This is a genomic window from Pseudaeromonas pectinilytica, assembly GCF_054780855.1.
Map to the genome: position 1 here is coordinate 1 of NZ_BAAGVN010000343.1, position 24638 is coordinate 24638.

Annotated in this window: 21 protein-coding genes; 14 read left to right on the forward strand and 7 right to left on the reverse strand. The window is 55.7% G+C overall.

Annotated features, from left to right (window positions below):
* Positions 1 to 78: 78 nt before the first annotated feature.
* The 4 genes from ACYVG7_RS16345 to ACYVG7_RS16360 form a co-directional block, all read right to left on the reverse strand.
* Positions 79 to 570 carry a carbohydrate kinase family protein gene (locus ACYVG7_RS16345; RefSeq protein ID WP_460884155.1) on the reverse strand — a complete coding sequence of 164 codons (492 nt, stop codon included), beginning with the start codon at positions 568 to 570 and terminating at the stop codon, positions 79 to 81.
* Between the two features lie 64 nt (positions 571 to 634).
* Positions 635 to 1159 (reverse strand): flavodoxin FldA, encoded by a 525-nt coding sequence (gene fldA / locus ACYVG7_RS16350; RefSeq protein WP_460884156.1) that lies wholly within the window; start codon positions 1157 to 1159, stop codon positions 635 to 637.
* Between the two features lie 43 nt (positions 1160 to 1202).
* Positions 1203 to 1499: a LexA regulated protein gene (gene ybfE, locus ACYVG7_RS16355; RefSeq protein ID WP_460884157.1), complete on the reverse strand. Its 297-nt coding sequence runs from the start codon at positions 1497 to 1499 to the stop codon at positions 1203 to 1205.
* A gap of 285 nt (positions 1500 to 1784) precedes the next feature.
* Positions 1785 to 2573 carry an alpha/beta fold hydrolase gene (locus ACYVG7_RS16360; protein WP_460884158.1) on the reverse strand — a complete coding sequence of 263 codons (789 nt, stop codon included), beginning with the start codon at positions 2571 to 2573 and terminating at the stop codon, positions 1785 to 1787.
* A gap of 186 nt (positions 2574 to 2759) precedes the next feature.
* Here ACYVG7_RS16360 and seqA point away from each other — a divergent pair, with 186 nt between their 5' ends.
* From seqA to ACYVG7_RS16375, 3 genes are all read left to right on the forward strand, one after another.
* Positions 2760 to 3281, forward strand: coding sequence for a replication initiation negative regulator SeqA (gene seqA, locus ACYVG7_RS16365; protein WP_460884159.1), 522 nt, complete (start codon positions 2760 to 2762; stop codon positions 3279 to 3281).
* A gap of 28 nt (positions 3282 to 3309) precedes the next feature.
* Positions 3310 to 4959: a phosphoglucomutase (alpha-D-glucose-1,6-bisphosphate-dependent) gene (pgm, locus tag ACYVG7_RS16370; protein ID WP_460884160.1), complete on the forward strand. Its 1650-nt coding sequence runs from the start codon at positions 3310 to 3312 to the stop codon at positions 4957 to 4959.
* A 680-nt stretch (positions 4960 to 5639) separates the two neighbouring features.
* On the forward strand, positions 5640 to 8114 hold the full coding sequence (locus tag ACYVG7_RS16375) for a glycogen/starch/alpha-glucan phosphorylase (RefSeq protein WP_460884161.1): 2475 nt from the start codon (positions 5640 to 5642) through the stop codon (positions 8112 to 8114).
* A 182-nt stretch (positions 8115 to 8296) separates the two neighbouring features.
* Here ACYVG7_RS16375 and ACYVG7_RS16380 read toward each other — a convergent pair whose 3' ends face one another.
* Complete coding sequence (locus ACYVG7_RS16380; RefSeq protein WP_460884162.1) at positions 8297 to 9271, reverse strand: TDT family transporter; 975 nt, start codon at positions 9269 to 9271, stop codon at positions 8297 to 8299.
* Positions 9272 to 9373: 102 nt separating this feature from the next.
* Between ACYVG7_RS16380 and ACYVG7_RS16385 the strand changes: the two genes are divergently transcribed.
* From ACYVG7_RS16385 to ACYVG7_RS16425, 9 genes are all read left to right on the forward strand, one after another.
* Entirely contained in the window at positions 9374 to 10270 is an 897-nt protein-coding gene (locus tag ACYVG7_RS16385) for a LysR substrate-binding domain-containing protein (RefSeq protein WP_460884163.1), read from the forward strand.
* Between the two features lie 90 nt (positions 10271 to 10360).
* A complete protein-coding gene (locus tag ACYVG7_RS16390) occupies positions 10361 to 11491 on the forward strand; it encodes a 4-phosphoerythronate dehydrogenase (RefSeq protein ID WP_460884164.1) in 1131 nt (376 codons plus the stop codon).
* Between the two features lie 25 nt (positions 11492 to 11516).
* Complete coding sequence (locus tag ACYVG7_RS16395) at positions 11517 to 12527, forward strand: aspartate-semialdehyde dehydrogenase (RefSeq protein WP_460884165.1); 1011 nt, start codon at positions 11517 to 11519, stop codon at positions 12525 to 12527.
* A gap of 191 nt (positions 12528 to 12718) precedes the next feature.
* Complete coding sequence (locus ACYVG7_RS16400) at positions 12719 to 15121, forward strand: FimV/HubP family polar landmark protein (RefSeq protein WP_460884166.1); 2403 nt, start codon at positions 12719 to 12721, stop codon at positions 15119 to 15121.
* Between the two features lie 100 nt (positions 15122 to 15221).
* The gene (gene truA, locus ACYVG7_RS16405; protein WP_460884167.1) at positions 15222 to 16034 is read left to right on the forward strand and encodes a tRNA pseudouridine(38-40) synthase TruA; all 813 of its coding nucleotides are present in this window, start codon (positions 15222 to 15224) and stop codon (positions 16032 to 16034) included.
* A gap of 114 nt (positions 16035 to 16148) precedes the next feature.
* On the forward strand, positions 16149 to 17006 hold the full coding sequence (accD, locus tag ACYVG7_RS16410; protein ID WP_460884168.1) for an acetyl-CoA carboxylase, carboxyltransferase subunit beta: 858 nt from the start codon (positions 16149 to 16151) through the stop codon (positions 17004 to 17006).
* Positions 17007 to 17017: 11 nt separating this feature from the next.
* A complete protein-coding gene (gene folC / locus ACYVG7_RS16415) occupies positions 17018 to 18295 on the forward strand; it encodes a bifunctional tetrahydrofolate synthase/dihydrofolate synthase (RefSeq protein WP_460884169.1) in 1278 nt (425 codons plus the stop codon).
* Between the two features lie 2 nt (positions 18296 to 18297).
* Positions 18298 to 19161, forward strand: coding sequence for an SPOR domain-containing protein (locus tag ACYVG7_RS16420; protein ID WP_460884170.1), 864 nt, complete (start codon positions 18298 to 18300; stop codon positions 19159 to 19161).
* A gap of 78 nt (positions 19162 to 19239) precedes the next feature.
* Positions 19240 to 20016 carry a Nif3-like dinuclear metal center hexameric protein gene (locus ACYVG7_RS16425; RefSeq protein WP_460884171.1) on the forward strand — a complete coding sequence of 259 codons (777 nt, stop codon included), beginning with the start codon at positions 19240 to 19242 and terminating at the stop codon, positions 20014 to 20016.
* On the opposite strand, the gene ACYVG7_RS16430 is transcribed toward ACYVG7_RS16425, so the two are convergent.
* A complete protein-coding gene (locus tag ACYVG7_RS16430; protein WP_460884172.1) occupies positions 20013 to 21755 on the reverse strand; it encodes a sensor histidine kinase in 1743 nt (580 codons plus the stop codon). The genes ACYVG7_RS16425 and ACYVG7_RS16430 overlap by 4 nt on opposite strands.
* Before the next feature lie 154 nt (positions 21756 to 21909).
* Between ACYVG7_RS16430 and ACYVG7_RS16435 the strand changes: the two genes are divergently transcribed.
* Both ACYVG7_RS16435 and ACYVG7_RS16440 read left to right on the forward strand, forming a co-directional pair.
* Entirely contained in the window at positions 21910 to 23331 is a 1422-nt protein-coding gene (locus ACYVG7_RS16435) for a sigma-54-dependent transcriptional regulator (protein WP_460884173.1), read from the forward strand.
* 32 nt (positions 23332 to 23363) lie between these two features.
* A complete protein-coding gene (locus ACYVG7_RS16440) occupies positions 23364 to 23717 on the forward strand; it encodes an Hpt domain-containing protein (protein ID WP_460884174.1) in 354 nt (117 codons plus the stop codon).
* On the opposite strand, the gene yvcK is transcribed toward ACYVG7_RS16440, so the two are convergent.
* The gene (yvcK, locus tag ACYVG7_RS16445) at positions 23705 to 24613 is read right to left on the reverse strand and encodes a uridine diphosphate-N-acetylglucosamine-binding protein YvcK (protein WP_460884175.1); all 909 of its coding nucleotides are present in this window, start codon (positions 24611 to 24613) and stop codon (positions 23705 to 23707) included. The two genes, ACYVG7_RS16440 and yvcK, sit on opposite strands and share 13 nt — an antisense overlap.
* Positions 24614 to 24638: the final 25 nt, after the last annotated feature.

A 24638-nucleotide genomic window follows, 5' to 3' on the forward strand; every position in this document is an offset into this window, starting at 1 on the left:
AGGTACTGCGCGAGCAGCTATCACCCAGTAATGGGAATCCCCCTCCTGAGACGCGAAGCGCGAAGGTGGGGGAGGATGTCAAAGGACATGGACATCACAGGCAATCAGCTTGTTCAACCGTTTGGCGGTGGCCAGTAAGGAGCGGGAAAAGTTGATGTTGCATAAAATCGCCAGCTCGCACTGCTGCAGGGAGGGCTCATAGCCGTCAGGCAATGGTGTCTCTTGACACTCCTTCAAGTCGACCTGGATCAGTCGGCGGCCGTCAGGATCATAGAGGATGACACTCTGCGGGGTGGCGCTCAGGATCCGGCTCATGCCGTGCGTCGACATGCCAGCTTGCTCGAGGGCCATCATGACGGTGTCACCCGCCAGATCCGGGCCAATCAGACTGTGCAGTTGGGTACTGTGCCCCAAACGATGCAATGCCTTGGCAACGTTGACGCCCACGCCAGAAACTGTGCTCTGGATGCCGTGAAAGGGATAGTGCACCGGAGCATAGGGGAGGGGAAATCCTGGAATGGCGACCGTGGTTTCAACATTGGTCAGGCCAGAGATAAACAGCATCGACATGGGTACCCGTTCAAGTAAGTTGGGGGTTCACCATAAAACAGGCCCGCAGTAGCGGGCCAGAAGTTTATTGCAGTTCGGCGAGACACATCTCGTCAAACAACTGCTTGCACCAGGCTTCCACGCGGGCGGCAGTCAGATCCGGTTGCCGGTCTTCATCGATGCCTAGGCCGACAAAGTGCTTGTCATCGACCAGCGCCTTGGAGGCTTCAAATTGATAGCCATCGGTCGGCCAGTTGCCAATGATGATGGCGCCGCGGGGCTCTATGATGTCACGCAAGGTGCCCATCGCATCGAGGAAGTACTCGGCATAGTCTTCCTGGTCGCCGCACCCGAAGATAGCGACCAACTTGTTGTTGAAGTCGATCTCTTCAAGCTCCGGAAAGAAATCATCCCAATCAGCCTGCGATTCACCGTAGTACCAGGTCGGGATCCCCAGGATCAGCAGATCGAAGCTCTCGATATCGGCCTTGGTGCTCTTGGCGATATCGAAGACATCGACCAGATGTGAGCCCAATTCTTTCTGGATCATGCCTGCCACGGCTTCCGTATTACCGGTATCGCTACCGAAAAACAGACCTACACTTGCCATAGTGGTTGTATACCCTTGGTGTTAAATGATGGTTGATTATGAATTAAGCCAGGGACTGGTGCACAGTCTCTGTTTCGATATGTTGCTTCAATACTAACTGGATCAGGTCCGCTCGACTCAGGTTCTGCCGTCTCGCCAACTCGTTGAGTTGCTCTAGCAACTCGGCCTCAACCTTCAACTCTACCCGCCGCAGGCCGTTGGCCTTATCTCGTTTGAGCTGATTGCGTTTATTCACCTTCAACTGCAAGGCTCGGGGTAGCGGATTGGTTTTCGGGCGACCCGGGCGTTTTTCTTCCGCGAACAGATCCAGGGTGGTTCGGTCTTCTTGGTGTTTTGCCATGCTACATCTACTACGAACTTGACCCAATCCGGCTCAGCTGTGTACTTCGTCATACCTGGGTATGTCGCACTTGCAGAACCAACCAAACGATGAACTCATCACCCTCATGCCTGCTCGGAGCATGCGAGGTATTCGCTTCATCCTGAATGACCAGGCTGATCAACCCAGACTCCAGCCCCATTTAGCAACGGGCCTGTGTCTCTATACCGTGACTCGATTCGAGTGCTTGTCTACGGCGGGGTTGAGCATCAGGGCGCGAACTATAGCATAAGCTTGAAGCCGCTGTTAACGGCTTGTCGACAGGAAATCCACAACAAGTTTGTTGAACAACGCCGGCTTTTCGGCATGCAGCCAGTGGCCCGCTTCCGCGATGATCCGGGCTTTGGCGCCCGGAAAGAGCGTCAGGATCCGGGCTTGATATTCCGGCAACAGATAATCCGAACTCCCTCCCTTGATAAACAGGGTGGCGCCGTCAAACACTCCTGACCATTCCTCCCAGGCCATGAGCGTCGGGTAGTTATCCACCAGTGCTGACAAGTTAAAACGCCATCCCTTGCCGGGATCAAAGCTCTTGAGCAGGAATTGCCGCACACCGGCATCCGCCAGCCAGGGGGTCATGATGCCATCGGCTTCTTTCCGGCTGGCTTCTGGATGTTTGGCAACCGCTTGCAAGGCGGCGATGACCCGCTCATGACGCGGGGCGTAGCGGACTGGGGCAATATCGACCACCACCAGGTGGGTGACCCGTTGCGGATAACGTAACGCAAACTGCATCGCCAGTTTGCCTCCCAGCGAGTGCCCGACGAGGCCGACCTGATCCCAACCCTGATGGTCGAGGAGCGCTAATAATTGCTGGCACATGGATGCCCAATGCATATCTGCCGATTGTGGGGATGCGCCATGGTTGGGTAAGTCGACCTGAATGACCTGATGGTGGCTGGCCAGTGTCCGGGCGAGGGCTCCCAGATTATCCAGATCGCCAAACAATCCATGCAATAACACAACGGGAGGCGCAGAGGTCACTCCTTGATGGCGGTAATGTAACAAGAGCGTACCTCGAGTCAGTGCTAACAAATTTGGAACCTCATTGTAACCTAAAGCTCATATTCCAGGCAGTTGCTGATGCTCTGGCACGCAAGATGCCGAATAGTTCTTCGACAACCCCTTGTCATCGTCGCAAAAGCACAGGCCATCTGTTGGGCTTGTTCCCCTGGCGATGTATAATCCGCGCGTTTGTTTTTCACGAGGTGACCCAACTGTATGAAGACCATTGAGGTTGATGAAGAGCTCTATCGCTACATAGCCCGCCAAACCCAGCATATCGGAGAGAGTGCTTCTGAAATCTTGCGTCGCCTGCTTGGCATGACGCCACTCAATGGCGAAGAGACTTATTTGTCTGCGTATTCTGAAACAGAAGAGTCGCCGGTCGCTGGATTTGTCCAAACAGTTGAACTCTCCGAGTTGCTCAATAGCAGTGAGTTGGCGGCCAAGGAGAGTGCCATCGACCGTTTCATGCTGATCCTGAGCTCCCTCTATCAAGCCAACCCGGATGCCTTTACCAACGCGACCGAAATCAAGGGCCGCAAGCGTATCTATTTTGCGCGTACCGAAGAAGAGCTGCGAGCCACCGGCAATACCACTAAGCCGAAACCAGTGCCAGGCACGCCGTACTGGGTCATCTCCAATACCAATACCGGGCGCAAGCGCAATATTGTTGGTCTGTTGATGACGGCCATGGGCTACTCAGCCGAGTTCATCGAGCAGGTGTGCGAGAAGATTTAATTCACAAATACAATCAGGAAGTAATCATATGGCTCAACATTCCCATGCCGGGAAACCGGCCCGTCTGGAAGACCTGACTAATATTCCGCGTCTGATGTCTGCGTATTACCTGAACAAACCTGACATGAGCAAGGCGGAACAACGCGTTGCGTTCGGTACCTCGGGTCATCGCGGTAGTGCCTTGCTCAGCGCCTTTACCGAGTCCCATATTCTGGCGGTGAGCCAGGCGATTGCCGAGTATCGTGCCGCTCAGGGGATCTCGGGTCCTTTGTACATCGGTATGGATACCCATGCCTTATCAGAAGCCGCCCTGGCTTCTGCTGTTGAGGTGCTGGCCGCCAATGGCGTGCAAGTCTTTATTGAAAAGGGCCTGGGTTATACTCCGACGCCGGTGATTTCCCATGCCATTTTGCGCTACAACGGCGCCGGTCATGCGGACCAGGCCGATGGCATCGTCATTACGCCGTCCCATAACCCGCCGGAAGATGGTGGTTTTAAATACAATCCGCCTCATGGTGGCCCTGCGGAAGGCGAGATCACCAAGTGGGTAGAAAACCGCGCCAACGAACTGTTGGAACAAGGGCTTGCCGGCGTGAAGCGCGTTGGTTTTGCCGAGGCTCGCAAGCTGGCTAACGTTCAGGAACTGGACATGATGACGCCTTATATCGATGACCTGGCTCAGGTGATCGATATGGAGGCCATCAAGAAGGCCGGGGTCAAGATTGGGGTTGATCCGCTGGGTGGCGCCGGTGTGGCCTACTGGGATCTGATTGCCAAGACCTATGGTCTGAATATTGAAGTCGTCAACTATGCGGTCGATCCGACCTTCTCGTTCATGACGCTGGATAAAGATGGCAAGATCCGCATGGACTGCTCCAGCCCCTGGGCTATGGCCAGCTTGATTGACCTGAAAGATAAGTTCGATATCGCGGTGGCGAACGATCCGGATAACGATCGTCATGGCATCGTTTGCAAGGCGGGTCTGATGAACCCGAATCATTATCTGGCCGTGGCCATCCAGTACCTGTTTACCCACAGACCGGGTTGGCCGGCACAGGCCGCCGTCGGCAAGACGCTGGTCTCTTCATCGATTATCGATCGGGTTGCCGCTTCCATTAACCGTGAACTCAAAGAAGTACCGGTAGGCTTCAAGTGGTTCGTAGACGGGTTGTTTGATGGCAGCTTTGGCTTCGGTGGTGAAGAGAGTGCGGGTGCCTCCTTCCTGCGTAAGGATGGTAGCGTTTGGACCACCGACAAGGATGGTATCCTGCTCTGTTTGCTGGCCGCTGAAATTCTGGCGGTGACCGGTAAGGATCCGCAGACTCACTACGATGAGCTCACGACCCGCTTTGGCGCGCCTTTGTATCGTCGTATCGATGCGCCTGCCAACACCGAGCAGAAGAATGTGCTCTCCAAGCTGGATCCGGCGATGGTGGAGGCGGCTGAACTGGCCGGTGAACCCATTCTGGCCAAGCTGACGGCGGCTCCCGGCAATGGCGCGGCGATCGGTGGTTTGAAGGTGGTCACCGAAAACGGCTGGTTTGCGGCTCGGCCGAGTGGCACTGAGTCTATCTACAAGATCTATATGGAAAGCTTCAAGGGTGAAGCCCATCTGGATCGGATCCAGAAAGAGGCGCAAGAAATTGTCTCTGCTGCCCTGGCCAAAGCAGGTGTCTGATACCTGAGGGTTCATTAGGCACCAATATCACGCCAGCGATTGTCTATCGCTGGCGTTTTTGTTTCTGCGGTACAGTAACCTTTCGTTCATCGCTTCATCGGAACCTGTGTCAGGAGGCTTGATTCTGCTGTGAGTGTGTCACTTCCTATCGGTAGCCTTGTCTCTGGGGTGCGATCGGATGATGGATGGGTGATGCACCAAAATAGAACTTTTCCGGGGAAATATTCCACAGATACCGAATTGTTACAAAATAGTAAATTTGTCTGAGTCTGTTCGCTGGTGTAGTTTAGAAAGCTGAAGCGAGGCCATTTAATGGTAGGGGATAAAATAATATGTCGACATTCCGATGTTGAAATCGCTTTCTCGCGGGATGAAATTGTTGCGTATTTTCAGGTATTTTCAGAACATTTCAAGCTCAGGGGATGAAAATAACCTTTTCATACGTGAATATTTGATTAAATATTTGATTTAATTGGTTTTTTGTTTTTTTGGAATTATTTGTTTTCTGAAAATAGTTTCATGAGCAATGTATCCGTTTACCAGAAAAAAATGTGACCTGGGTTATATTTTGGGGTCAGACCTTTGGTTAGTATTCTGCTGCCGGATCTACAGCCCTTATAATTCACGCCCGGCAGCCTGAAATTTGGCTCACTACTCTCGAGTAACGAAGGAAATCGGTTATGGCGAAGAAAAAAGTTGAACAGCTCAGCGCCCTGAATAAAGAGCAGTTGAAGCAGGATATCGTTCACCACCTGCGCTCCACGCTGGGTACCAGCGAGCAAAAAGCGAGCAGACAAGCTTGGTGGAAGGCTACCTGCGCTGCAGTAAACGAATTGGTGTTTGAGCGTCTGACTCAGACTCAGCAAACCCACTTCCAGGAAAATACCCGTGCAGTTCACTATCTGTCTGCCGAATTTCTGATGGGTCGTCTGACTGCCAACAATCTGCATAACCTCTCGCTGTACGAAGTATGCGGTGATGCACTCAAGGATCTGGGCATCGACATCGCCGACTTGTGTGAAGAAGAGCCGGATATGGCGCTGGGTAACGGTGGCCTCGGTCGACTGGCTGCTTGCTTCATCGACTCACTGGCCACGCTGAACATGCCAGCCGTTGGTTACGGTATCCACTACGAACACGGTCTGTTCCGTCAGGAAATTCGCGACGGCCGCCAAATCGAGCGTCCAGACTCCTGGCGCGAATATGGCAACCCTTGGGAAATCTGCCGCCCTGAATCTGCTCAGGAAATTCCGCTGTACGGTTATGTTGAAACCGTATTTGGCGAAGACGGCAAGATGAAGAAGGTCTGGCACGCCGGTCAGAAGATCAAGGGCCTGCCGTGGGATATCCCGGTTGTAGGTTACCAAGGTAAGACCGTCAACATCCTGCGTCTGTGGGAATCCCGTGCCTCTGAATTCTTCGACTGGGACGTTTTCAACGCCGGTGGTTACATCGACTCCCAGGCTGAAAAGGCTCAAGCCGAAACCATCTCCAAGGTTCTGTACCCGAACGACGAGACCGAAGCCGGTAAGATCCTGCGTCTGGTGCAACAGTACTTCTTCTGTGCTTGCTCCCTGAAGGACATCATGCGTCGTTACAAGCGCGTGCATGGCAATGACTTCAGCAAGTTTGCCGATCAGATCGCGGTTCAACTGAACGATACTCACCCGACTATCGCCATCCCGGAACTGATGCGTATCCTGGTCGACGAAGAAGAGCTGGAATGGGATGCCGCTTGGGCCATCTGCTACAAGGTATTCTCTTACACCAACCACACTCTGCTGCCAGAAGCACTGGAGAAGTGGGCTGTGTATCTGTTTGAACGTGTACTGCCACGTCACCTGGAAATCATTTACGAAATCAACCGTCGCTTCCTGGAAGACAAGGTTGAAGCCAAGTGGCCAGGCGATGATGCCATCAAGGCCAAGCTGTCCATCATTGAAGAAGGCAGCGCGCGCAAGGTCCGCATGGGTAATCTGTGTGTGATCGGCTCCCACAAGGTCAACGGTGTTGCCGAAATCCACTCCAAGCTGGTGAAGGAAGACTTGTTCCCGGAGTTTGCCGAACTGTGGCCTGAGAAGATGTGCAACGTCACCAACGGTGTGACTCCGCGTCGCTGGTTGCTCTCCTGTAACCCGGCTCTGGCTGCCCTGTATACCGAAACTGTCGGTAACGAATGGCCACTGCAGCTGGACAAGATGCGTGGTGCTCTGGCTCATGCCGATGATGCGGCGTTCCAGAAGCGCTTCATGGACATCAAGCTGGCGAACAAGCAGAAGTTGGTCAAGGTCATCAAGGCTGAAACCGGCATCGACGTGAGTGCTGAGGCGATCTTCGACATCCAGATCAAGCGTCTGCACGAGTACAAGCGTCAACAGCTGAACCTGATCCATATCATGGCTCTGTACCGTCGTCTGCTGGCCAACCCGGACTATGACATGCATCCGCGTGTGTTCATCTTCGGCTCCAAGGCGGCTCCTGGCTACAAACTGGCCAAGGACATCATCTACGCCATCAACAAGGTTGCTGAGCGTGTGAACAATGATGAGCGCATTCAGGGCAAGTTGAAGGTTGTGTTCATGCCGAACTACCGTGTGAGCCTGGCTGAGAAGCTGATCCCGGCGGCTGACGTATCCCAGCAGATCTCCACTGCCGGTTACGAAGCCTCTGGTACTGGTAACATGAAGCTGGCGATGAACGGTGCTATCACCCTGGGTACTCTGGACGGCGCGAACATCGAAATCGCCGAAGAAGCGGGCGCTGAATACAATGCCATCTTCGGTCTGGAAGTGGATGAAGTGAAGGCACTGAAGGCCGGTGGTTACAATCCTTGGGATTACTACTATGCCAACCCTGAGCTGAAGGCTGTGCTCGACTGGTTCGACACTGACTTCTTTACTCCGGGCCGTCCTGGTGAGCTCTCCTCCATCAAGCGTGCCTTGCTGGATGGCGGTGACACCTACCTGGCTCTGGCCGACTTCGAGTCCTACTCCGAAGCCCAGAAGAAAGTGGATGCCATGTACCGCGACAAGAAGGTATGGGCCAAGGCCGTGATCGTGAACTCTGCCACCATGGGCAAGTTCAACTCCGACCGCTCCATCCAGGACTACGCGGACAACATCTGGTATCTGAAGCCCTGCACCGTGGCTAAGTAATCAAGGCGTTGTCATACATCAAGGGGACCGAGAGGTCCCCTTTGTTTTGCCTGCGATTTACCCCACCAGGTCATCATTGGTTAGCTCATCTGCTGAGTCATCTCCTTTGCGATATCCATGGGCTGGTTGATTCTTGATGGTCGAGGGTAGGCGGGCGCTGTGTTGGCAGAGCTGGCGGAGTGTCAGGCAAGCTCCTGTGCCAAGCCAGACTGTGTTTTGCGGCCGTAATGCAGCAGATAGCGCAGGGCGACATAACCGACGACCCCAGTGGCAATCATGAGCTCACCTAGCGCCAGATGCCGCACCAGCTGAATACTACTAGCATCCAGCTGCCATCGGCTCAGTTGTGTCGCCAGTTTGTATAAGGCCGTCGCCCCGATCACCATGGGGAAGGTAAAAGCGGCGTATCCCGGGTTGAACGGCAAGCGCAGCAATGAGAAGAAGGCGACATAAATTATTGCGGTCATTAGCACGGCAATACTCGCCAGCAGGGCGACCATCAGAGCCGATGGCTCCTGGGTCACGGTCAGGTAACCCGCCAGGCACAGACTGGCAGGAGCGGCCAGGACGGCGAGGGTGGGTTTGGCCGGATCCGGAATATCCCGCTCAAACATCAGGCGATAGATCATGATCGGCAATAGGATGGCATAACAGACCAGTCCCAGATGCAGCAGCGCGTCCGCCAGCGGTTGCAAGGCGCCACCGGGAAAGGCGACATCGGCGACTATGATCCCGACCGGCGGTACAAACCAGCTCGGCAGCATATGGTGCAGGGCAAATTTTTTGGCCCGGTAATGGATGAAGCAGCCCAGGAATACCAGATGCAGAGTGATGGCACCTAGCCAGATCGCTTGTCCCAGCACGGGCTGCCATTGTCCAACGCTGCTGGATACCAGCATCCAGCCCATGGCGAAGGTTGGCACCACGCTGCCAACCACCGGATGAGCCAAATCGTCGCGCAGCAGACGGGGAAAGCGCACAAATTTGATGCTAAGACTGAGTAGCAAACAAGTGGCGATGAGCGCGCCACTCCACTTGGCGTAGTGTTGCAGCGGCAGAGCGTTTTCCCAGCACCAGCCCAGGGCGGCAATGGCGAGGGCCAAGCCCGCCAGTGGGGTGGGGAGTCGAGTCAATTTATGTTGTACCCGTTTGAACATATTTATGCTCCTGCCACGCGATGATGGCAGTCATGATAAGACGTGGCATAATTTAAGAATATTTGAATCAACTGAACCCCGTGTTTAGTATTTCTGAACGATATGAATATTTCACTGAAACAATTACGGCTTTTTGTCGCCGTCGTACAAGCTGGAAATCTGGCGGAGGCCGCCGAGCGGCTGTTTATTACCAAAGCGGCAGCCAGCATGTCGCTGCAGGAATTGGAGAAACAACTCGACTGCCGACTGTTTGATCGGGTCCGCAATCGTCTGCAGCTCAATACCCAGGGGGCCCAGTTGTTGCCGCTGGCCGATGAGTTGCTACAGCGACTGGACACCATAGAACACCTGTTCCAGCGCTCCGATCGTGCCAGTGGTGTCCTGCGGATCGGGGCCAGCCATACCATCGGCAACTACCTGCTTCCCCGCTTGCTAGCTGATTTTCTGCAGAATCACCCGGATGTCGATTTTAAAATCGAGATCAGTAACACCCGTACCCTGGTGGGGCAGCTCGCTGATTTTCGTCTGGATATGGCCCTGCTGGAGGGCAGCAGCAGCGATAGTAACCTCTGTCTGCAGGAGTGGATGCCCGATAGTATGCAAGTCGTTGCCGCCCCCAATCACCCGCTGGCCCAGGCCGGGCGCTTGAGCATGGCGGATTTGGAGCAGCAGCGCTGGCTGTTACGGGAGCCAGGCTCTGGGAGTCGCGAGCAGTTCCAGCGCTTGATCGGATCCCATCTGCAGAGTTGGCAGGCCGGACTGGAGCTGAATACCACCGAGTCTATTTTGAATGCGGTAGCTGCGGGGCTGGGATTGTGTCTGCTCTCCGGGCTTGCCGCCACCGCGGCGGTCCAGGATGGACGCGTGGTGGTACTGGATTTGCAACCTGGGATCCAGCGCCCGCTGCGACTGGCATGGCATAAGGAGAAGTATCTGCATCCTGTCCTGGCTGAATTTATCGAGTTTTGTCATCACTGGCCGCCGCGAGGTGGTCAGTGATGGATGCTGCCCAATTCGGGGACATATGGCTACAATGATGGGCCTTGGGGACTGGGCCTGACCGAACGCTTACCGATAGAAGGAGAGACAATGCGGATCTTGATTGATGAGAATATGCCTGTGGCGGATGTGCTATTTGCCGACTTCGGTGAGGTGGTCCGGGTTCCGGGTCGCCAGATGACGGCAGAGCAGGTCGCCGATGCCGATGTGTTATTGGTGCGTTCAGTGACCCGGGTCGATACCGCGTTGCTGGCGCAAGCCCGGCGGCTGAAATTTGTCGGCACGGCGACCATAGGCACCGATCATATCGATCAAGAGGCATTGGCGGCCCGTGGCATTGCCTTCAGCAGCGCGCCGGGGTGTAACAAGATCAGCGTCGGCGAGTACGTCATCAGCGCCTTGCTGGTATTGGCCGAACGTTATCAGCTCTGTCTGGCGGGTATGACGCTGGGCATCATAGGGGCGGGGAATACCGGCTCTTCGGTCGCAGCCAAGGCCCAGGCGCTGGGGATGCAGGTTTGCCTGTGTGATCCGCCGTTGGCTGAGGCGGGGGATCCCCGAGTCTTTGTCTCCTACGACGTGGCATTGGCCTGCGATGTGGTGTCGTTTCATGTCCCCCTGGACGATGACGGGCCCCATCCGACACGCCATTTACTGGATGCCGAGCGGATTGCACAACTACCTGCCGGTCAGTTCTTGATCAATGCCAGCCGCGGCGAAGTCTGGGATAACCTGTCGCTGCTCTTGCGTCAGCAAACGGCGGAGCCATTACGACTGGTGATGGATGTCTGGGAGCATGAGCCGGATATTCTGCAGGAGCTGATCCCTTTCACCGAGTTAGCGACCCCGCATATCGCCGGTTACAGCCTGGAAGGCAAGATCATGGGTACTTATCAGTTGTATCAGGCTTATTGCCAGTTTGCCGGGCTGCCCCTTACCCGGACATGGCAAGCCCTGCTGCCAGCACCCGCAGTGTCGCAGGTGCAGGTGCAGGATCCGCTGAGCGCAGCTCACATCAAGCAACTAGTCCATCTGGTGTACGATGTGCGGCGCGATGACGCCCGCTTCCGGATGGCTTACCAGGGCGCTGCCAGTTTCGATGCGATGCGCAAACAGTATCCCGAGCGTCGGGAATGGTCCTCCCTGCGGGTGCAGGGCTCTGCGGATCCACGCCTGACGGCGCTTGGTTTCTCCGTAAGCGATCAATCATTCTCCAATTAACAAGCAACATGATGAGGTTTAAACAATGAGCCAGCGTTTTGATATTGCCATTCTGGGCGTGGATGGTCTGGGTGGTGAAACCCTGCTGGAGTTGCTCGAAGAGCGCGAGTTTCCTGTCGGTACTCTCTATCCGCTGGTCGCCAATGAGAGTGAATTGGAGAGCGTGCGTTTTGCCGGACGAACCCTGAGCGTGGAGCCGGTTGCCGATTTTGATTGGACCCAGGTGCAGCTGGCATTCTTTATGGCCGGCTCGGCGGCCAGTGCCGAGTGGGCGCAGATCGCGGCGGATGCTGGCTGCGTGGTGATCGACAACAGTCTGCATTTCCGGGATGACTTCTCGGTGCCCCTGATTATTCCTGAAGTGAACAGTGACGAGTTAGCGGATGTTCGCCAGCGCAATATTGTGGCCAGCCCGACCTGCATCGTGACGGAGCTGATGCTGGCGTTGAAGCCGATCCACGATGAAGTCGGTGTGGCGCGAGTGAATATTGTCAGTCTGCAGTCGGTGTCGGGAACTGGTAAAGCCGGTATTCAGGAGTTGGCCAAACAAACCGCCAGCTTACTCAATGGCCGTCCTGCCGAGTCTCACACTTACGAGGCGCAAATTGCCTTTAACCTGTTGCCGCAGATCGATAGCGTTGCTGACGACGGTTTTACACTGGAGGAGCAACGGTTGGAGAGCGAAACTCAGCGCTTGCTGGGGGATGAGCGCATCGGGGTGAATGCGACCTGCATCCGCGTCCCGGTGTTTTACGGTCATAGCCAGGTTGTGCATCTGGAGACCCAGCACGGCTGCGATCGGGAAGAGATTAAACGGGTTCTGGAGGCCGCCCCCGGAGTGAGCCTCATTGATGACGAATTGCTGACGCCGGTTACTCATGGCGCAGGACAAAGTGGGGTGTTTATCTCTCGTCTGCGCCAGGATAAGTCTCACCCTCAAGGTTTTAATTTCTGGTTGGTGACGGACAACATTCGTAAAGGCGGAGCGCTCAACTGCCTGCAGATTGCTGAAAGCCTGATCCAGGACCATCTGTGATGTGACCCGGGCCGCATTCAGCGGCCCGTCTTTTATCTGAAAATATCAATCAAATCAGATTTTTCCTAGACTTACGGTAATAATCTTCCTCCCGTATCTCACTGGTACAGCGCGGGGGAGTGTTTTATATTGGAGCTGTCTTGCCTCTGCCTTCCCCACGTTATTGGTAGGCCTATCACGAAGGAACGATTATGGGACTGCACTTCTCCCGTCTGGCGTTAGCTGTCGCGCTTGCTATGCAGCTGGCTGCGCCACTGCATGCGGCGGAACAGCTGGATGAGTTTTATATCGAGATCAAGGGACCGGATAAAACCGAGGTTTCGCCTCTGGTACCGGCTAGCAGTCAACCGCTTGCAACGCCAATTGAGCAGAAACCTGTCCAGGCGAAGCCGCTCGCCAAGCCGGTACCGAAAAAGTCCACGCTCAAGGTAGGTGTTCCGCAGCCGTTTTTGGCGACGGAAGGTGTAGACGCTGCGGTTATCGATGATGGTGCTTCGGCGGGAGTGTACGGTCCGGTCAAGAGCAGCGATACCCTGTGGTCGATTGCCCAACAGGTAAGACCGAGCAGTCAGGTTTCCATTCATCAAACACTATTGGCGATTTATCGCAAGAATCCTCAGGCATTTGCCGGCGGGCGTCTGAGTGGGTTGTACAAGGGCTCTCGACTGAATTTGCCGACGCTGGCGCAAATCCAGAGCGAAAGCGAGGCTCAGGCACAGCAGGTTGTGCGGCGGAATGGTATGGCTTTACCGGCTCGTACCAGTTCGACATCCACTCGCGTGGTCAAGCTGTCACCCAAGGCCGAGCCTGCGGTGGATACCACGGTTGCTGCCGTTCCTGTTGCCAAACCTGTGGTCAAGCTGACGCCGGAGAAACCCGGTATTGCCGCGGCGGAACCGGCACCGGTTGTGTCCGCTGCAAGTACCAGCACGGACGTCGCGACGACAGCGGCTGCCGTGTCGGCCGTCTCTGCCGCCGCCGATGTCATCAGCGACAAGGTGGTGATTGCCAGCACACCGGCTGCGGCTGTTAGTTCAGCTAGCACAGTGTCGGATAATGTGGATGCCGCTGTGACCGCCTTGGTGGCCCAGAGCTCGTCTGCGGCTCCTACTGCACCCGCAGGACCGGCTTTACAGGATGAATATAAAGGTAAAATTGAGGAGTTGAGCAAAGCCAATGGTCAGTTAGAGTCTCAGGTTTCCAAACTGACACAGGACGTGGCTGAGCTGAAGACATTGCTGGAAGCCAAGGTGGCCGCGCCAGCTGAACCCGTGGTCTCGGCGGCGGACACGGCGCCGGCTACAGAAGCGGATAGTGGTTTCTGGAGCCAGTTAGTCTCCACCCCGCTGAACCTGGCATTGACTCTTCTACTTCCGTTCTTGCTGGCATTGGCGCTGGTGAGCCTCTGGTGGATGGCCAGAAGCAAACGGGATCAGGCGGCTCGTGAGCTCGAGGATGCCGAGTCCACCGACTTGCTGATGGCGCAGGGGGATTCCCACTTTGATCATCTGCTGGCTGCCGATATGGTGGCGATCAGTGATCTGCCCGATCTGGAGCAGCAGGATGAAACCTTGCAACCGCAACCGGAGATCATTCTGGATGAGCGCAAGGAGCCTGCCTTCTCCATTCCTGGCTCGTTCGCCCTGAGTGAATCAGCGTCTCGTCGTGATTCGTCAGATTCCGAGCTGGTCCCGGATTTAGGCTCTGAACCTCGGGGTGGCAATTTAGGATTGGATGAGGACCTGGATCTGGATTTGTCGGTCTCGGCTCCTGAATCCCAACCACCAATCTCCGAGCCAGATTGGGGAGCGAGCGAACCGCTGGATGAATCCGAGTTTTTGTCAGCGCTGGGGGTGAGTGAAACCCAGACTCAGCCTGTTGCAGCGGATCTGAGCTCGGCTGCTGCCGCGCCTTTGATGCCTGAGCCGGTGGTGGTGGCGGATGATGAGTTCGTTCCTCGAGAAAATCTGAATCTCTCCAATGACGAACTGGATGCACTGTTCAGTAATATGGATGAACTGGAGAGTGACCCTTCCTTTGTTAATCTGGAGGGGAGCGATGATAGCGAGACCGAGATTGAAGTGCTGGAGAGTGAGCCAGTCTCTGCCAGTGAGGAAGAAATTAATCTCAAGAACAGCTTGGCATCCCTCGAGCTGCAAGCCAGTACGGAAGCCACCGAGGCCCCGGCCGCTGACTGGTACAACGAGGAGACGGCTGAGTCGCTGAACGCGCCGGTCGATATGGATGACATTGATGCGCTGCTCGCACAATCGGCACCGGCGGTCAAACCTAAACCATCGTTCAAGGAGATCGACGAACTGCTGGCCGAAGCGGATCTGGCAACCGAAAGCGATGAGCCTTATCAGGGGTTGTCTCTGGATGTCGGCCTGGATGAGTTCCCTGAAGTGTTACCCGAGGGGGATAGCGTCGATGTAGATGCGGACGGAGAGCTGGGAGCAAAACTGGATCTGGCGCGAGCCTATCTGGAGATCGACGACAAGAGCAGTGCCATTGAGCTGTTGAATGAAGTGATGGCCAATGGGACCAGCCAGCAAAAAGACGATGCCCAGCGTCTGCTCAAGCGTCTGGCTTGATCGTCAGACTGGAGATGAAGCGGTGACCTCGGTCGCCGCTTCTTTTTTGGGGCGCATCTCGTATAATCGCGGCCCGAAGTAATAGAGCGAAGGAACAGATATGCGCATCGCCATGGGCATCGAGTATGACGGCAGTCGGTATTTTGGCTGGCAGCGGCAACGCGAGGTAAACAGCATCCAGGCTGAGCTGGAGCGTGCCTTGTCGCAAATCGCCAATCATACGGTCGAGGTTCAGTGTGCTGGCCGCACCGATGCGGGTGTGCATGCGACCGGGCAGGTGGTGCATTTTGACACCCATGCTGAGCGCAACCTATCGGCCTGGACCCTGGGCATTAATTCCAATCTGCCTCGCGATATCGCGGTGCGGTGGGCCCAAGTGGTGCCCGATGAATTTCATGCTCGTTTCTCTGCCACGGCGCGACGCTATCGCTATATCATCCTGAACGCTAATTTACGCCAAGCGATATTGGGCGGTGGCCTCAGTCACTATCATGGCGAAATTGATGCGCAACTGATGCATCAAGCCGGACAATGCCTGTTGGGCGAGCACGATTTCACCTCATTCCGCGCCGTACAATGCCAGTCGAAAACGCCATGGCGCAATATCACTCACCTGGCCGTGTCGCGGATGGGGCCTTATGTGATTCTGGATATCCGTGCCAACGCGTTTTTACACCATATGGTGCGTAACATCACTGGCTCCTTGCTGGAGGTGGGAATGGGGCATCAACCTGAGAGCTGGATTGCCGATGTGCTTGCCGCTCGGGATCGGGAATGTGCCGGCGCTACGGCGAAAGCAGGGGGGCTGTATCTGGTCGATGTGACTTATCCGGAGCATTTCGGCTTACCCGTCCTGCCACTGGGACCACTCTGGTTACCGGACAATGCCCCGGGTACGACCAGTTTTAAGTAAACAAAACGAATGACTTGTGCTTAAATGCTCGGTCATGTGCCGTTGCTGAGTTGGTTAATTTGATGAACCGATACAGCAGCCTGGTAATTCTGGATGATGAAATAAAGGTATTTCATGAGCTGGCTTGAGAAAATTCTTCCGAAGAGCGATAACGCCCGCCGTCATAATATTCCGGAAGGGATATGGAGCAAGTGTGATGGTTGTGAGCAGGTTTTGTACCGAGCTGAAGTCGAGCGCAATTTACACGTTTGCCCCAAGTGTAGCCACCATATGCGCATTGGTGCCCGTGAGCGGTTGAATCGCTTTCTGGATGCCGATCATCGTCTGGAGCTGGGAACTGAACTGGAACCACAAGATGTGTTGAAGTTCAAAGACTCCAAGCGCTACAAGGATCGCCTCACTGCCGCGCAAAAAGAGACCAATGAAAAAGATGCCTTGATTGCCATGAAGGGGCAGGTCAAAGGGGTGCCTGTGGTGGCCTGTGCTTTTGAATTCTCGTTCATGGGCGGCTCCATGGCGTCCGTGGTTGGCGCTCGTTTCGTGCGTGCGGTGGAGACCTGTATCAAGGAGCGCCGTGGTCTGGTTTGTTTCTCCACTTCGGGTGGTGCGCGGATGCAAGAGGCGCTCTTTTCGTTGATGCAGATGGCCAAGACCAGTGCGGCGCTGGAGCGTTTGAGTGCGGAAGGTTTACCCTACATCTCCGTACTGACCGATCCGACCATGGGGGGTGTGTCAGCCAGTCTGGCCATGCTGGGCGATATCAACGTCGGTGAGCCCAAGGCGCTGATTGGTTTTGCCGGTCCCCGCGTCATCGAACAAACCGTGCGTGAAAAATTGCCGGAAGGTTTCCAGCGCTCGGAATTTTTGCTGGAAAAAGGTGCCATCGATCTGATCATCGATCGTCGGGAGATGCGAGATCGGTTAGCGGCTCTGCTCGGCAAGCTGATGCATGTCTCTGTGCTTGAGGAATAGTTGATTCTGTCATGACGCAATCCGTAATGGCGCAAAGCCAGTCATTATCTGACTGGCTTTCTTATTTAGAACAGCTGCATCCCAGCGTCATCGACTTGGGATTGCATCGTGTCGGTCTGGTGGCTGACCGCTTGGCGCTGCGTCACTTACCGTGTCGCGTCGTGACGGTTGGCGGGACGAACGGCAAGGGAACGACCTGTGCCTTGCTGGAAGCCATTTATCGGGCTGCCGGTTATCGGGTCGGGGTCTACTCATCCCCCCACTTGTTGCGTTATAACGAGCGAGTGCGGCTGGATGGGCAAGATGTCTCCGATGGGGATCTGTGCCGGGCGTTTGCGGCGATCGAGGCGGTGCGTCAGGATATTTCGCTGACTTTCTTTGAGTACGGTACCCTGGCGGCGTTATGGCTGTTCCGCGAAGCGGCTCCTGATCTGGTGTTACTGGAAGTCGGATTAGGCGGTCGGCTGGATGCCACGAATCTGGTGGCCTCGGATCTGGCGGTTGTCACCAGCATAGCGCTGGATCATTGTGATTGGTTGGGGGATACCCGGGAGGCGATTGCCACCGAAAAGGCGGGTATATTCCGGGCGCAGAAACCGGCTATCTCCGGTGAGCCGCAACCTCCGGCAACCCTGGCAGCGACCGCGCATGCCCTGGGTGCTCATTTGTTACAGGTTGGACAAGATTTTTGGCGCACCGAGTCCGAAGAGAGTTGGGCTTTTCATGGCCAGCGCGAGCAGTGGTCGGGATTGCCCTACCCACAGTTACCCCTGGACAACGCGGTGACCGCGCTGGCGGTGGTTGAGCAGTTGGGATTGGTGGTGGATGAGGCGGCTCTGCATGCCGGTTTGCGTCAGGCGCGATTAGCCGGGCGCATGCAACGGTTGCGGCAGCAGCCCTCCGTGATCGTGGATGTGGCGCATAATCCGCATTCGGCTCATTATCTGGCGCAGCAATTACGTCAGCAGCCGAGCCAGGGTCGCCGATTAGCCGTCGCCGGGATGTTGAAGGACAAAGACATCCTGCACACACTGGGTGAACTGAGCGAGTGGGTGGATGTCTGGTATCTGGCCGATCTGCAGGGCCCCAGAGCCGCCACGGCCAATGAGTTAGCTGCGATGCTGCCCCTCGATGCCATGCGGTATTGTTACGACTCGGTACGGGTTGCTTATCAAGCTGCGCTGGCGACTGCCGGAGCAGAGGATGAAATCATCGTCTTGGGATCGTTTTATACGGTTGCGGATGTGATGGCAGAAGAATTGGATATCACAGGAACATTAGGGAGTTAATCTTGGCAACGCAATTTCAGAACCGGCTGATAGGAACTGTGATTCTGGTTTCTTTAGGGGTCATCTTTTTGCCAGATCTCTTGAGTGGCAAGCGCTCGAATCATCATGATCCGATTGCCAGCGTTCCCCTGCGTCCAGATGCGGCGGCCCCTTTGCCCGCAATCTCTGCGGCGACGGCGACGCAAATGGCTCATTCGGCAAGTGCTGGCATGGCGACGCCAGAGGGCGTTGTGGTCAATCAGGCGCCTGACGAGCAGTGGTCGGTGGATGAGGTTGCCCCAACCGTAGTGGCGGGCAACGATACGGCAGGTCAAGTGGTTGTAGCGCAACCTGGAACTGTTGTGGCGGCTAATCAGGCACCAGTTGCGGTCAAGCCTGCCGCGACCGAACCGGCAAAACCCAAGGTTGAGTCGCAAAGTGTGACAACCAAAGCGCAGCCAGCTGTCGCTCCGAGCGAGGTGAAACCGGTCGAGCCGAAGCCAGCCAAGCCCACGCTGCAAGCGGGACAAATTAAGCCCTTCGTCGAGATTGTGGAAGCGCAACCGACCTCTGTCGGGAGTGCAGTGAATAAGTATCAGGCGCCGCAGGCTAAACCGTTATCCTCTTCATCGGCGACCAGCCGTGCGGCCTGGACCATTCAGGCGGGTGTGTTTTCCAGTGGCGATAATGCGCGCGTGCTGGTAGGTAAGCTGAGAGCCAGCGGTTTTCCCGCTAATGTCAGTTCATTCCGCAGTGGTGGATCGACCCTGTACCGGGTGACCGTGGGCCCAGATGTTTCCCGTGCCAAGCTGGACAGCCTGGTGCCTCGAGTCAGCCAGATTGCCGGCACCTCGGCCAAGGTCATTGCCTATAGTCCATTGGGTTAAAGAAAACGCTCCTTCGGAAGCGCTACAAAAAAGAGGTGATTCTTCACCTCTTTTTTTTTATTGTCCCCTGCATCAATCATGGTTCGGAGCCTTGTCGTGGATAATCTGCAACTGGAAACATACCTGGATACCTTGCTGGAGAGTCGCCAATTCAAGGATTACAGCCCAAACGGCTTGCAAGTGGAGGGGCGAAAGCAAATCCGGCGTCTGATCACCGGGGTAACTGCCAGTCAGGCGTTGCTGGATGAGGCAGTGCGGCTGCAAGCCGATGCGATTTTGGTCCACCATGGATACTTCTGGGGCGGGGAGTCGGCACAGATCCGCGGCATGAAAAAACGGCGTCTGCAGACGCTGTTACAGCACGACATCAATCTGTATGCCTACCATCTACCGCTCGATGCACATCCGGTTCTGGGCAATAACGCACAGCTGGCCCGACTGCTGGATATTCAGGTCGTTCGTCCACTGGAGAACGATAATCCGCGCTCTTTGTCGCTGGTCGGCGAATTGGCTGCGCCAGTCAGTGCCGAGCAATTTGCCCAGCGGCTGACCTCGGCTCTGGGGCGGGAGCCCTTGTTGTGCATCGGGCAGGAAGGTACACCCATTCGTACCGTCGCTTGGTGCAGTGGTGGTGGACAAAGCTATATCACTCTTGCCGCTGAGCAGGGCATTGATGCTTTCTTTTCGGGTGAGGTTTCCGAACAAACCGTGCATGTCGCGCGCGAGATGGGGATCCATTTTTATGCGGCAGGGCATCACGCCACGGAGCGCTATGGCGTCAAGGCCCTTGGCGAGAGGCTGGCCGCAGAGTGTGGGCTCGAGGTGCAGTTTATCGATATCGACAATCCGGTCTAGATCCCGGGTTGTTCGGCCGCGACATCCAGTGGCAGTGTGATGATGAAACAGGCGCCGGGTGACTCGGTAGGCTGGTAGATAATGCTGCCGTTGAGCAGTTGCTGTATGAGTTGGCGCGTCAGGTAAAGCCCCAGACTGTTGCCCGTTGTGCCCGGGTTGGCGCTCTGAAACGGTTGAAACAGCTTCTCTTCCAGCTTCACCGGTATCCCACAGCCATTATCACGGAATGTAATCACCACATGCTGCGCATCCTGCTTCACGCTGATCACGATCTCTCCGGCATCGTCGGGGGTAAAACCGTGGTGTAGTGCGTTCATCATCAGGTTGTTGATCACCTGAGCAATGGCCAGTGGATAGCTGTCGAGGGTGATGTGGGGCGAACAGCGGATATACACCTGGTGGCCTTGTGGCTGCCAGTGCGGCAGCAAACGATGGACAGTTTCCTGCAGTAGCGGTGCCAGATGGATGTGTTGCTTTTCCCCCAGGTCCTCCTTATTGGTTTCGGGCCGATAGTGATCCAGTAAGTCATGGGCTTGGTTTAGCTTGATTTGCAGTTGCTCGAACAGCGCCAGAGCGTTCTGACTGGACTGATGCAGTTGATTGCGGTCGATGGCCGTCTGGTGGAGCTGGCTATCCAGCAGCTCTTGCTGTTGCTGGAGTCGATGGCTCAGCTCGGTCATCTGCTGGATGGGCCACTTGAGAAGCTGGCGTAAAATTTGCGATTCGGCATGTTGCAAAATACTACTTGCAGTGACAAAGCGTTCACTTTGCATATTTTGCACGGTTTCCAAGGTTTCCTGCAGGCTTTCGTTGCCAGCTTGCAAGGCGTCATTTTGCTCCTGCAGACGCTGTTTCTGGATCTGGATTTCATCGAGCATCCGGTTGAAAACTGTGTTGATTAACTCCAGTTCATCATGGGTTTCGGATGGTAGTCGAAAGGTGAAGTTACCTAAGGCTATCTGGGCGGCAGCCTGGGTCAGATAACGAAAACGGCGGTAGATGTAACCGCCGAGCCAGGCGGGTAGGGTCCAGCTCAGCAGCAGACATAGTCCCAGGGTGGCGGTCAACCAGAGCCAATGCCATGGATCGCGCTCGTGATGTTGTAGCAAGACCAGGCGCCAGCCAAAAGATGTGGTGACCCAGCTGGCATCTAGCGTGGTGCCCAGCTGAGTGTTGTTGGTCGAGGTCAGCATGGGCTGGTGGGGAGAGTCCTTAAGGATCGGTGTCGTCAGCAGATCACCCGAATGGGCATCGAGTTGAAAGAGGCGCTGCTGTTCTGGATCGACCAACGCCAGTGAGAGCGTCTCGAGGGCCAATGGTTGCGATAGCAATGCTGGCACGTTCAGTAAGAACAGCTGCTTTTGCGTCGGCTGCTCCATGCACAGATAGAGCTGGATCCTGTGTGCCGAAGCAAGGGGGATGATGCGTCCTGGCGCGGGAGGGCAGCTTGCTTCAGCCAGTGAAGGGACGCGGCGCTTGCCCTGCCAGGTTTGTTGGTCTTTTTGCCAGTAGGCACTGAATTCGGGTGGCAGAGGTGCTTGGAGCTGGGTCGCCGAGACGGCCTGTACCAGGCGTTGTTGCAGTTGCCACTGATAGCTGATGACCAGAGACTGAAGTGTCGCTGGATTCAAACGCTGTGAGGAGGAGGCAAGCAGAGACCTGGCTTCGTAGAAGCCGAGTGGAAGCAGTAGCAGTAAGAATAAACCGAAACCGATCCGGCGGCGAAGATGTGTTGTCATCTGATTCCCATCGTGAGTGATGCTCTAGAGGGGAGCTGCCTTAAGCATTGACGCAAGTGCATAAAAAAGAAAGGGCTGACCGCCGGGCTCACCGCGTTGTCTTGTCCTTCATTCCCGAGACAGGTACCCTAGCGCCTGACAGCCGGGAGGTTACATGGAATACCAGATCCCCACGGTGTTGATGGTGGAGGACTCAGCCCCGCTCAGCGCCGTTTATCAAGCCTATCTCAAACATGAAGCAGTGACGCTGATCTCGGTGGCCAGTGGTGCCGAGGCATTGCAGCAGTTGCCGCTGCTGCAGCCAGATATCTTGCTTCTGGATCTGCATCTGCCCGATATGTCCGGGATGGAAATCCTCAAGCATGTCCAGGCATCGGCGTTGGGGATCAGCACCATTGTCATGACCGCCAATGGCTCTTTGGACATGGCGGTGGATGCCATGCGCCTGGGGGCTCATGATTTTATTGCCAAGCCTGTCGATGCCGATCGCCTGCGCGTCACCCTGCGCAATACCATTGAGTATCGCCGCTTGAATGCGCTGGTCAGCCGCTATCAGAACGTCTATCCCCGTGACCAATTTGAAGGTTTTGTCGGTGCCAGCGTTAGCATGCAGGAGGTTTATCACACCATAGAAACCGCCGCCTCTTCGCGCGCTACCATCTTTATTACCGGGGAAAGTGGTACCGGTAAAGAAGTCTGTGCGGAAGCGATTCATAGGCTCAGTGGACGTCATAACCGGCCCTTGGTGGCGTTGAACTGTGCGGCGATCCCCAAGGATCTGATGGAAAGTGAAATCTTTGGCCACGTCAAAGGCGCGTTCACCGGTGCAGTGAGTGAGCGGATTGGTGCCGCCGGGCGTGCCCATGGCAGCACCCTGTTTATGGATGAAGTGTGTGAAATGGATCTGGAGCTGCAAAGCAAACTGCTACGTTTTTTGCAGACCGGATGCTTTCAAAAAGTTGGCTCTTCCATCACTGAACAAGTGGATGTGCGGATTATTTGTGCCACCAATCGGGATCCCCTCCTCGAAGTCGCTGCGGGGCGTTTTCGGGAAGATCTCTATTACCGGCTGCATGTCATTCCGTTGCAACTTCCTCCGCTTCGCGAGCGCGGTGATGATGTTCTGCGCATTGCCGAGGTTTTTTTACAAAACTTTGCACGGGAGGAGGGTAAACGTTTTTTACGCTTCAGTGACGAGGCTCGCCGTGCCTTATTGGTCTATCACTGGCCGGGCAATATTCGCCAACTACAGAACGCGATCCGCCAAATTGTGGTGTTGCACGACGGATTGGATGTCACGCTGAATATGCTGCCCGCTCTGTTGCGGGAAGACCATCACTTGCCTGCGCAGACGCCGGAGCCGATGCCGCAGACTCTGATGAAGGCGACTATTGCCAGTGAGGGTTCCATTCGCCCCTTGGCTGTGGTTGAACGAGACGCTATCCTTCAGGCTATCGAGGCCTGTCGCGGGAATATCCCCCATGCCTCGCGTCTGCTGGAGGTCAGTCCCTCCACTCTGTATCGCAAACTACAGGGATGGCAGGAACAAGGGCTGCTGCCCGATAACCATAAATAAGAAAGTCCTGTGAGCACGGGAGAGTTACCATCATGCAATGGATCGATGAAGAGATCCTCGCACAACTGGGCCGGGATGCCGGTGAAGAGTTGTTGCCGCAATTAGTTGCCATCTTTGTCGAAGATGGCCAGAAAAACCTGGATGCGTTAGTAAACGCGCTGCGGACGCGCGATGCCGAGCACCTGCTGTTGCTGGCGCATACCCTCAAGTCTGTGTGTGCCACTTATGGCTCTATGCGCTGTCATGACGAAGCGTTGGCATTGGAAAATGGCTGTCGCCAGCAGGCGTGGACCGTGATGGAGCAAGAGGTTGCTAACTTGCAAATCAGTCTCCCTGCCAGTTGCGCAGCTTTGTTGTCTCTGCTTCCGGTGGTTCACCCGGCCTGATCCTTATGTCTGGTTTGCCAGGCGAAAGTCTCCAGTGCCGCCAGTAAGCGGGTTCGGTCATAGCGCCAGCGACATCCCGACTCTGCAAGGGGCACCCGGAAGCAGGGGATCTCCAGCTCGGGAGCATGGGGCCCGGCTATGACTGCATCCAGCGAGCGTTGGGTGACCTGGGTCAGCCAACGGACTTGCTCCTCGAGTGACAGTTGCCCTCCCGGCCCCAGCTCCGGCTCCAAGTTAGCTAAAAAGAGGCAGGTCGCCTGAGTTCGGCGAATGGCTTGTGCCAACTCAGGAACCAATAGCGGTGGCAGCAGACTGGTAAGAAAGCTGCCAGGGCCAATCAACAACAGATCCGCCCGCAAAATAGCATCGACCGCTTCTGGTGTGGCCTGTACGGCGGGGGAGAGCAGCAATTGTTCGGGCAAGTCATGCCAGGCATCGATCGATGTTTCGCCAAACACCCGGGTACCGCAAGCGCTCAATCCCATCAGGTCGGTCGGTGTTTCTGACATCGGGATGATCTGGGCCTGTACCCCTAGCATGTGCCGGATGAGGGTAATCGCCTCCAGAGGGCGGACTGACATGTGGTTCAGTGCTAGCAGCATCAGATTGCCCAGATTATGTCCAGCCAGTTCGCCTTCACCACTGAAGCGATACTCGAACAAGCGGCTGCCGGTGCTGGGTTCGGTCACCAGTTGGTTGATGCAGTTGCGTAGGTCACCCCAGGCAATGCCTCCCTGTGTCTGGCGTAATCGGCCCGATGAGCCACCATTGTCACTGGTGGTGACGATACCCGTCAGCCGAGAGCCAACACCTTGCAGCGCGGACAGCAAGCGTCCCAAACCATGACCTCCACCGAGGGCGACAATGTTGGCGAATTGATGGAGTGGTGGTGGCATATCAGATAGTCATCAGAGTCTTAGG

Coding starts and splice junctions, on each gene's coding strand:
- fldA (WP_460884156.1), bottom strand. CDS start 1,159: ATGGCAAGTGTAGGTCTGTTTTTCGGTAGCGATACCGGTAATACGGAA.
- ACYVG7_RS16395 (WP_460884165.1), top strand. CDS start 11,517: ATGAGCCAGCGTTTTGATATTGCCATTCTGGGCGTGGATGGTCTGGGT.
- pgm (WP_460884160.1), top strand. CDS start 3,310: ATGGCTCAACATTCCCATGCCGGGAAACCGGCCCGTCTGGAAGACCTG.
- ACYVG7_RS16430 (WP_460884172.1), bottom strand. CDS start 21,755: ATGACAACACATCTTCGCCGCCGGATCGGTTTCGGTTTATTCTTACTG.
- ACYVG7_RS16435 (WP_460884173.1), top strand. CDS start 21,910: ATGGAATACCAGATCCCCACGGTGTTGATGGTGGAGGACTCAGCCCCG.
- ACYVG7_RS16380 (WP_460884162.1), bottom strand. CDS start 9,271: ATGTTCAAACGGGTACAACATAAATTGACTCGACTCCCCACCCCACTG.
- ACYVG7_RS16440 (WP_460884174.1), top strand. CDS start 23,364: ATGCAATGGATCGATGAAGAGATCCTCGCACAACTGGGCCGGGATGCC.
- seqA (WP_460884159.1), top strand. CDS start 2,760: ATGAAGACCATTGAGGTTGATGAAGAGCTCTATCGCTACATAGCCCGC.
- ACYVG7_RS16385 (WP_460884163.1), top strand. CDS start 9,374: ATGAATATTTCACTGAAACAATTACGGCTTTTTGTCGCCGTCGTACAA.
- yvcK (WP_460884175.1), bottom strand. CDS start 24,613: ATGCCACCACCACTCCATCAATTCGCCAACATTGTCGCCCTCGGTGGA.
- ACYVG7_RS16425 (WP_460884171.1), top strand. CDS start 19,240: ATGGTTCGGAGCCTTGTCGTGGATAATCTGCAACTGGAAACATACCTG.
- ACYVG7_RS16390 (WP_460884164.1), top strand. CDS start 10,361: ATGCGGATCTTGATTGATGAGAATATGCCTGTGGCGGATGTGCTATTT.
- folC (WP_460884169.1), top strand. CDS start 17,018: ATGACGCAATCCGTAATGGCGCAAAGCCAGTCATTATCTGACTGGCTT.
- truA (WP_460884167.1), top strand. CDS start 15,222: ATGCGCATCGCCATGGGCATCGAGTATGACGGCAGTCGGTATTTTGGC.
- ACYVG7_RS16375 (WP_460884161.1), top strand. CDS start 5,640: ATGGCGAAGAAAAAAGTTGAACAGCTCAGCGCCCTGAATAAAGAGCAG.
- ACYVG7_RS16400 (WP_460884166.1), top strand. CDS start 12,719: ATGGGACTGCACTTCTCCCGTCTGGCGTTAGCTGTCGCGCTTGCTATG.
- ybfE (WP_460884157.1), bottom strand. CDS start 1,499: ATGGCAAAACACCAAGAAGACCGAACCACCCTGGATCTGTTCGCGGAA.
- ACYVG7_RS16345 (WP_460884155.1), bottom strand. CDS start 570: ATGTCGATGCTGTTTATCTCTGGCCTGACCAATGTTGAAACCACGGTC.
- accD (WP_460884168.1), top strand. CDS start 16,149: ATGAGCTGGCTTGAGAAAATTCTTCCGAAGAGCGATAACGCCCGCCGT.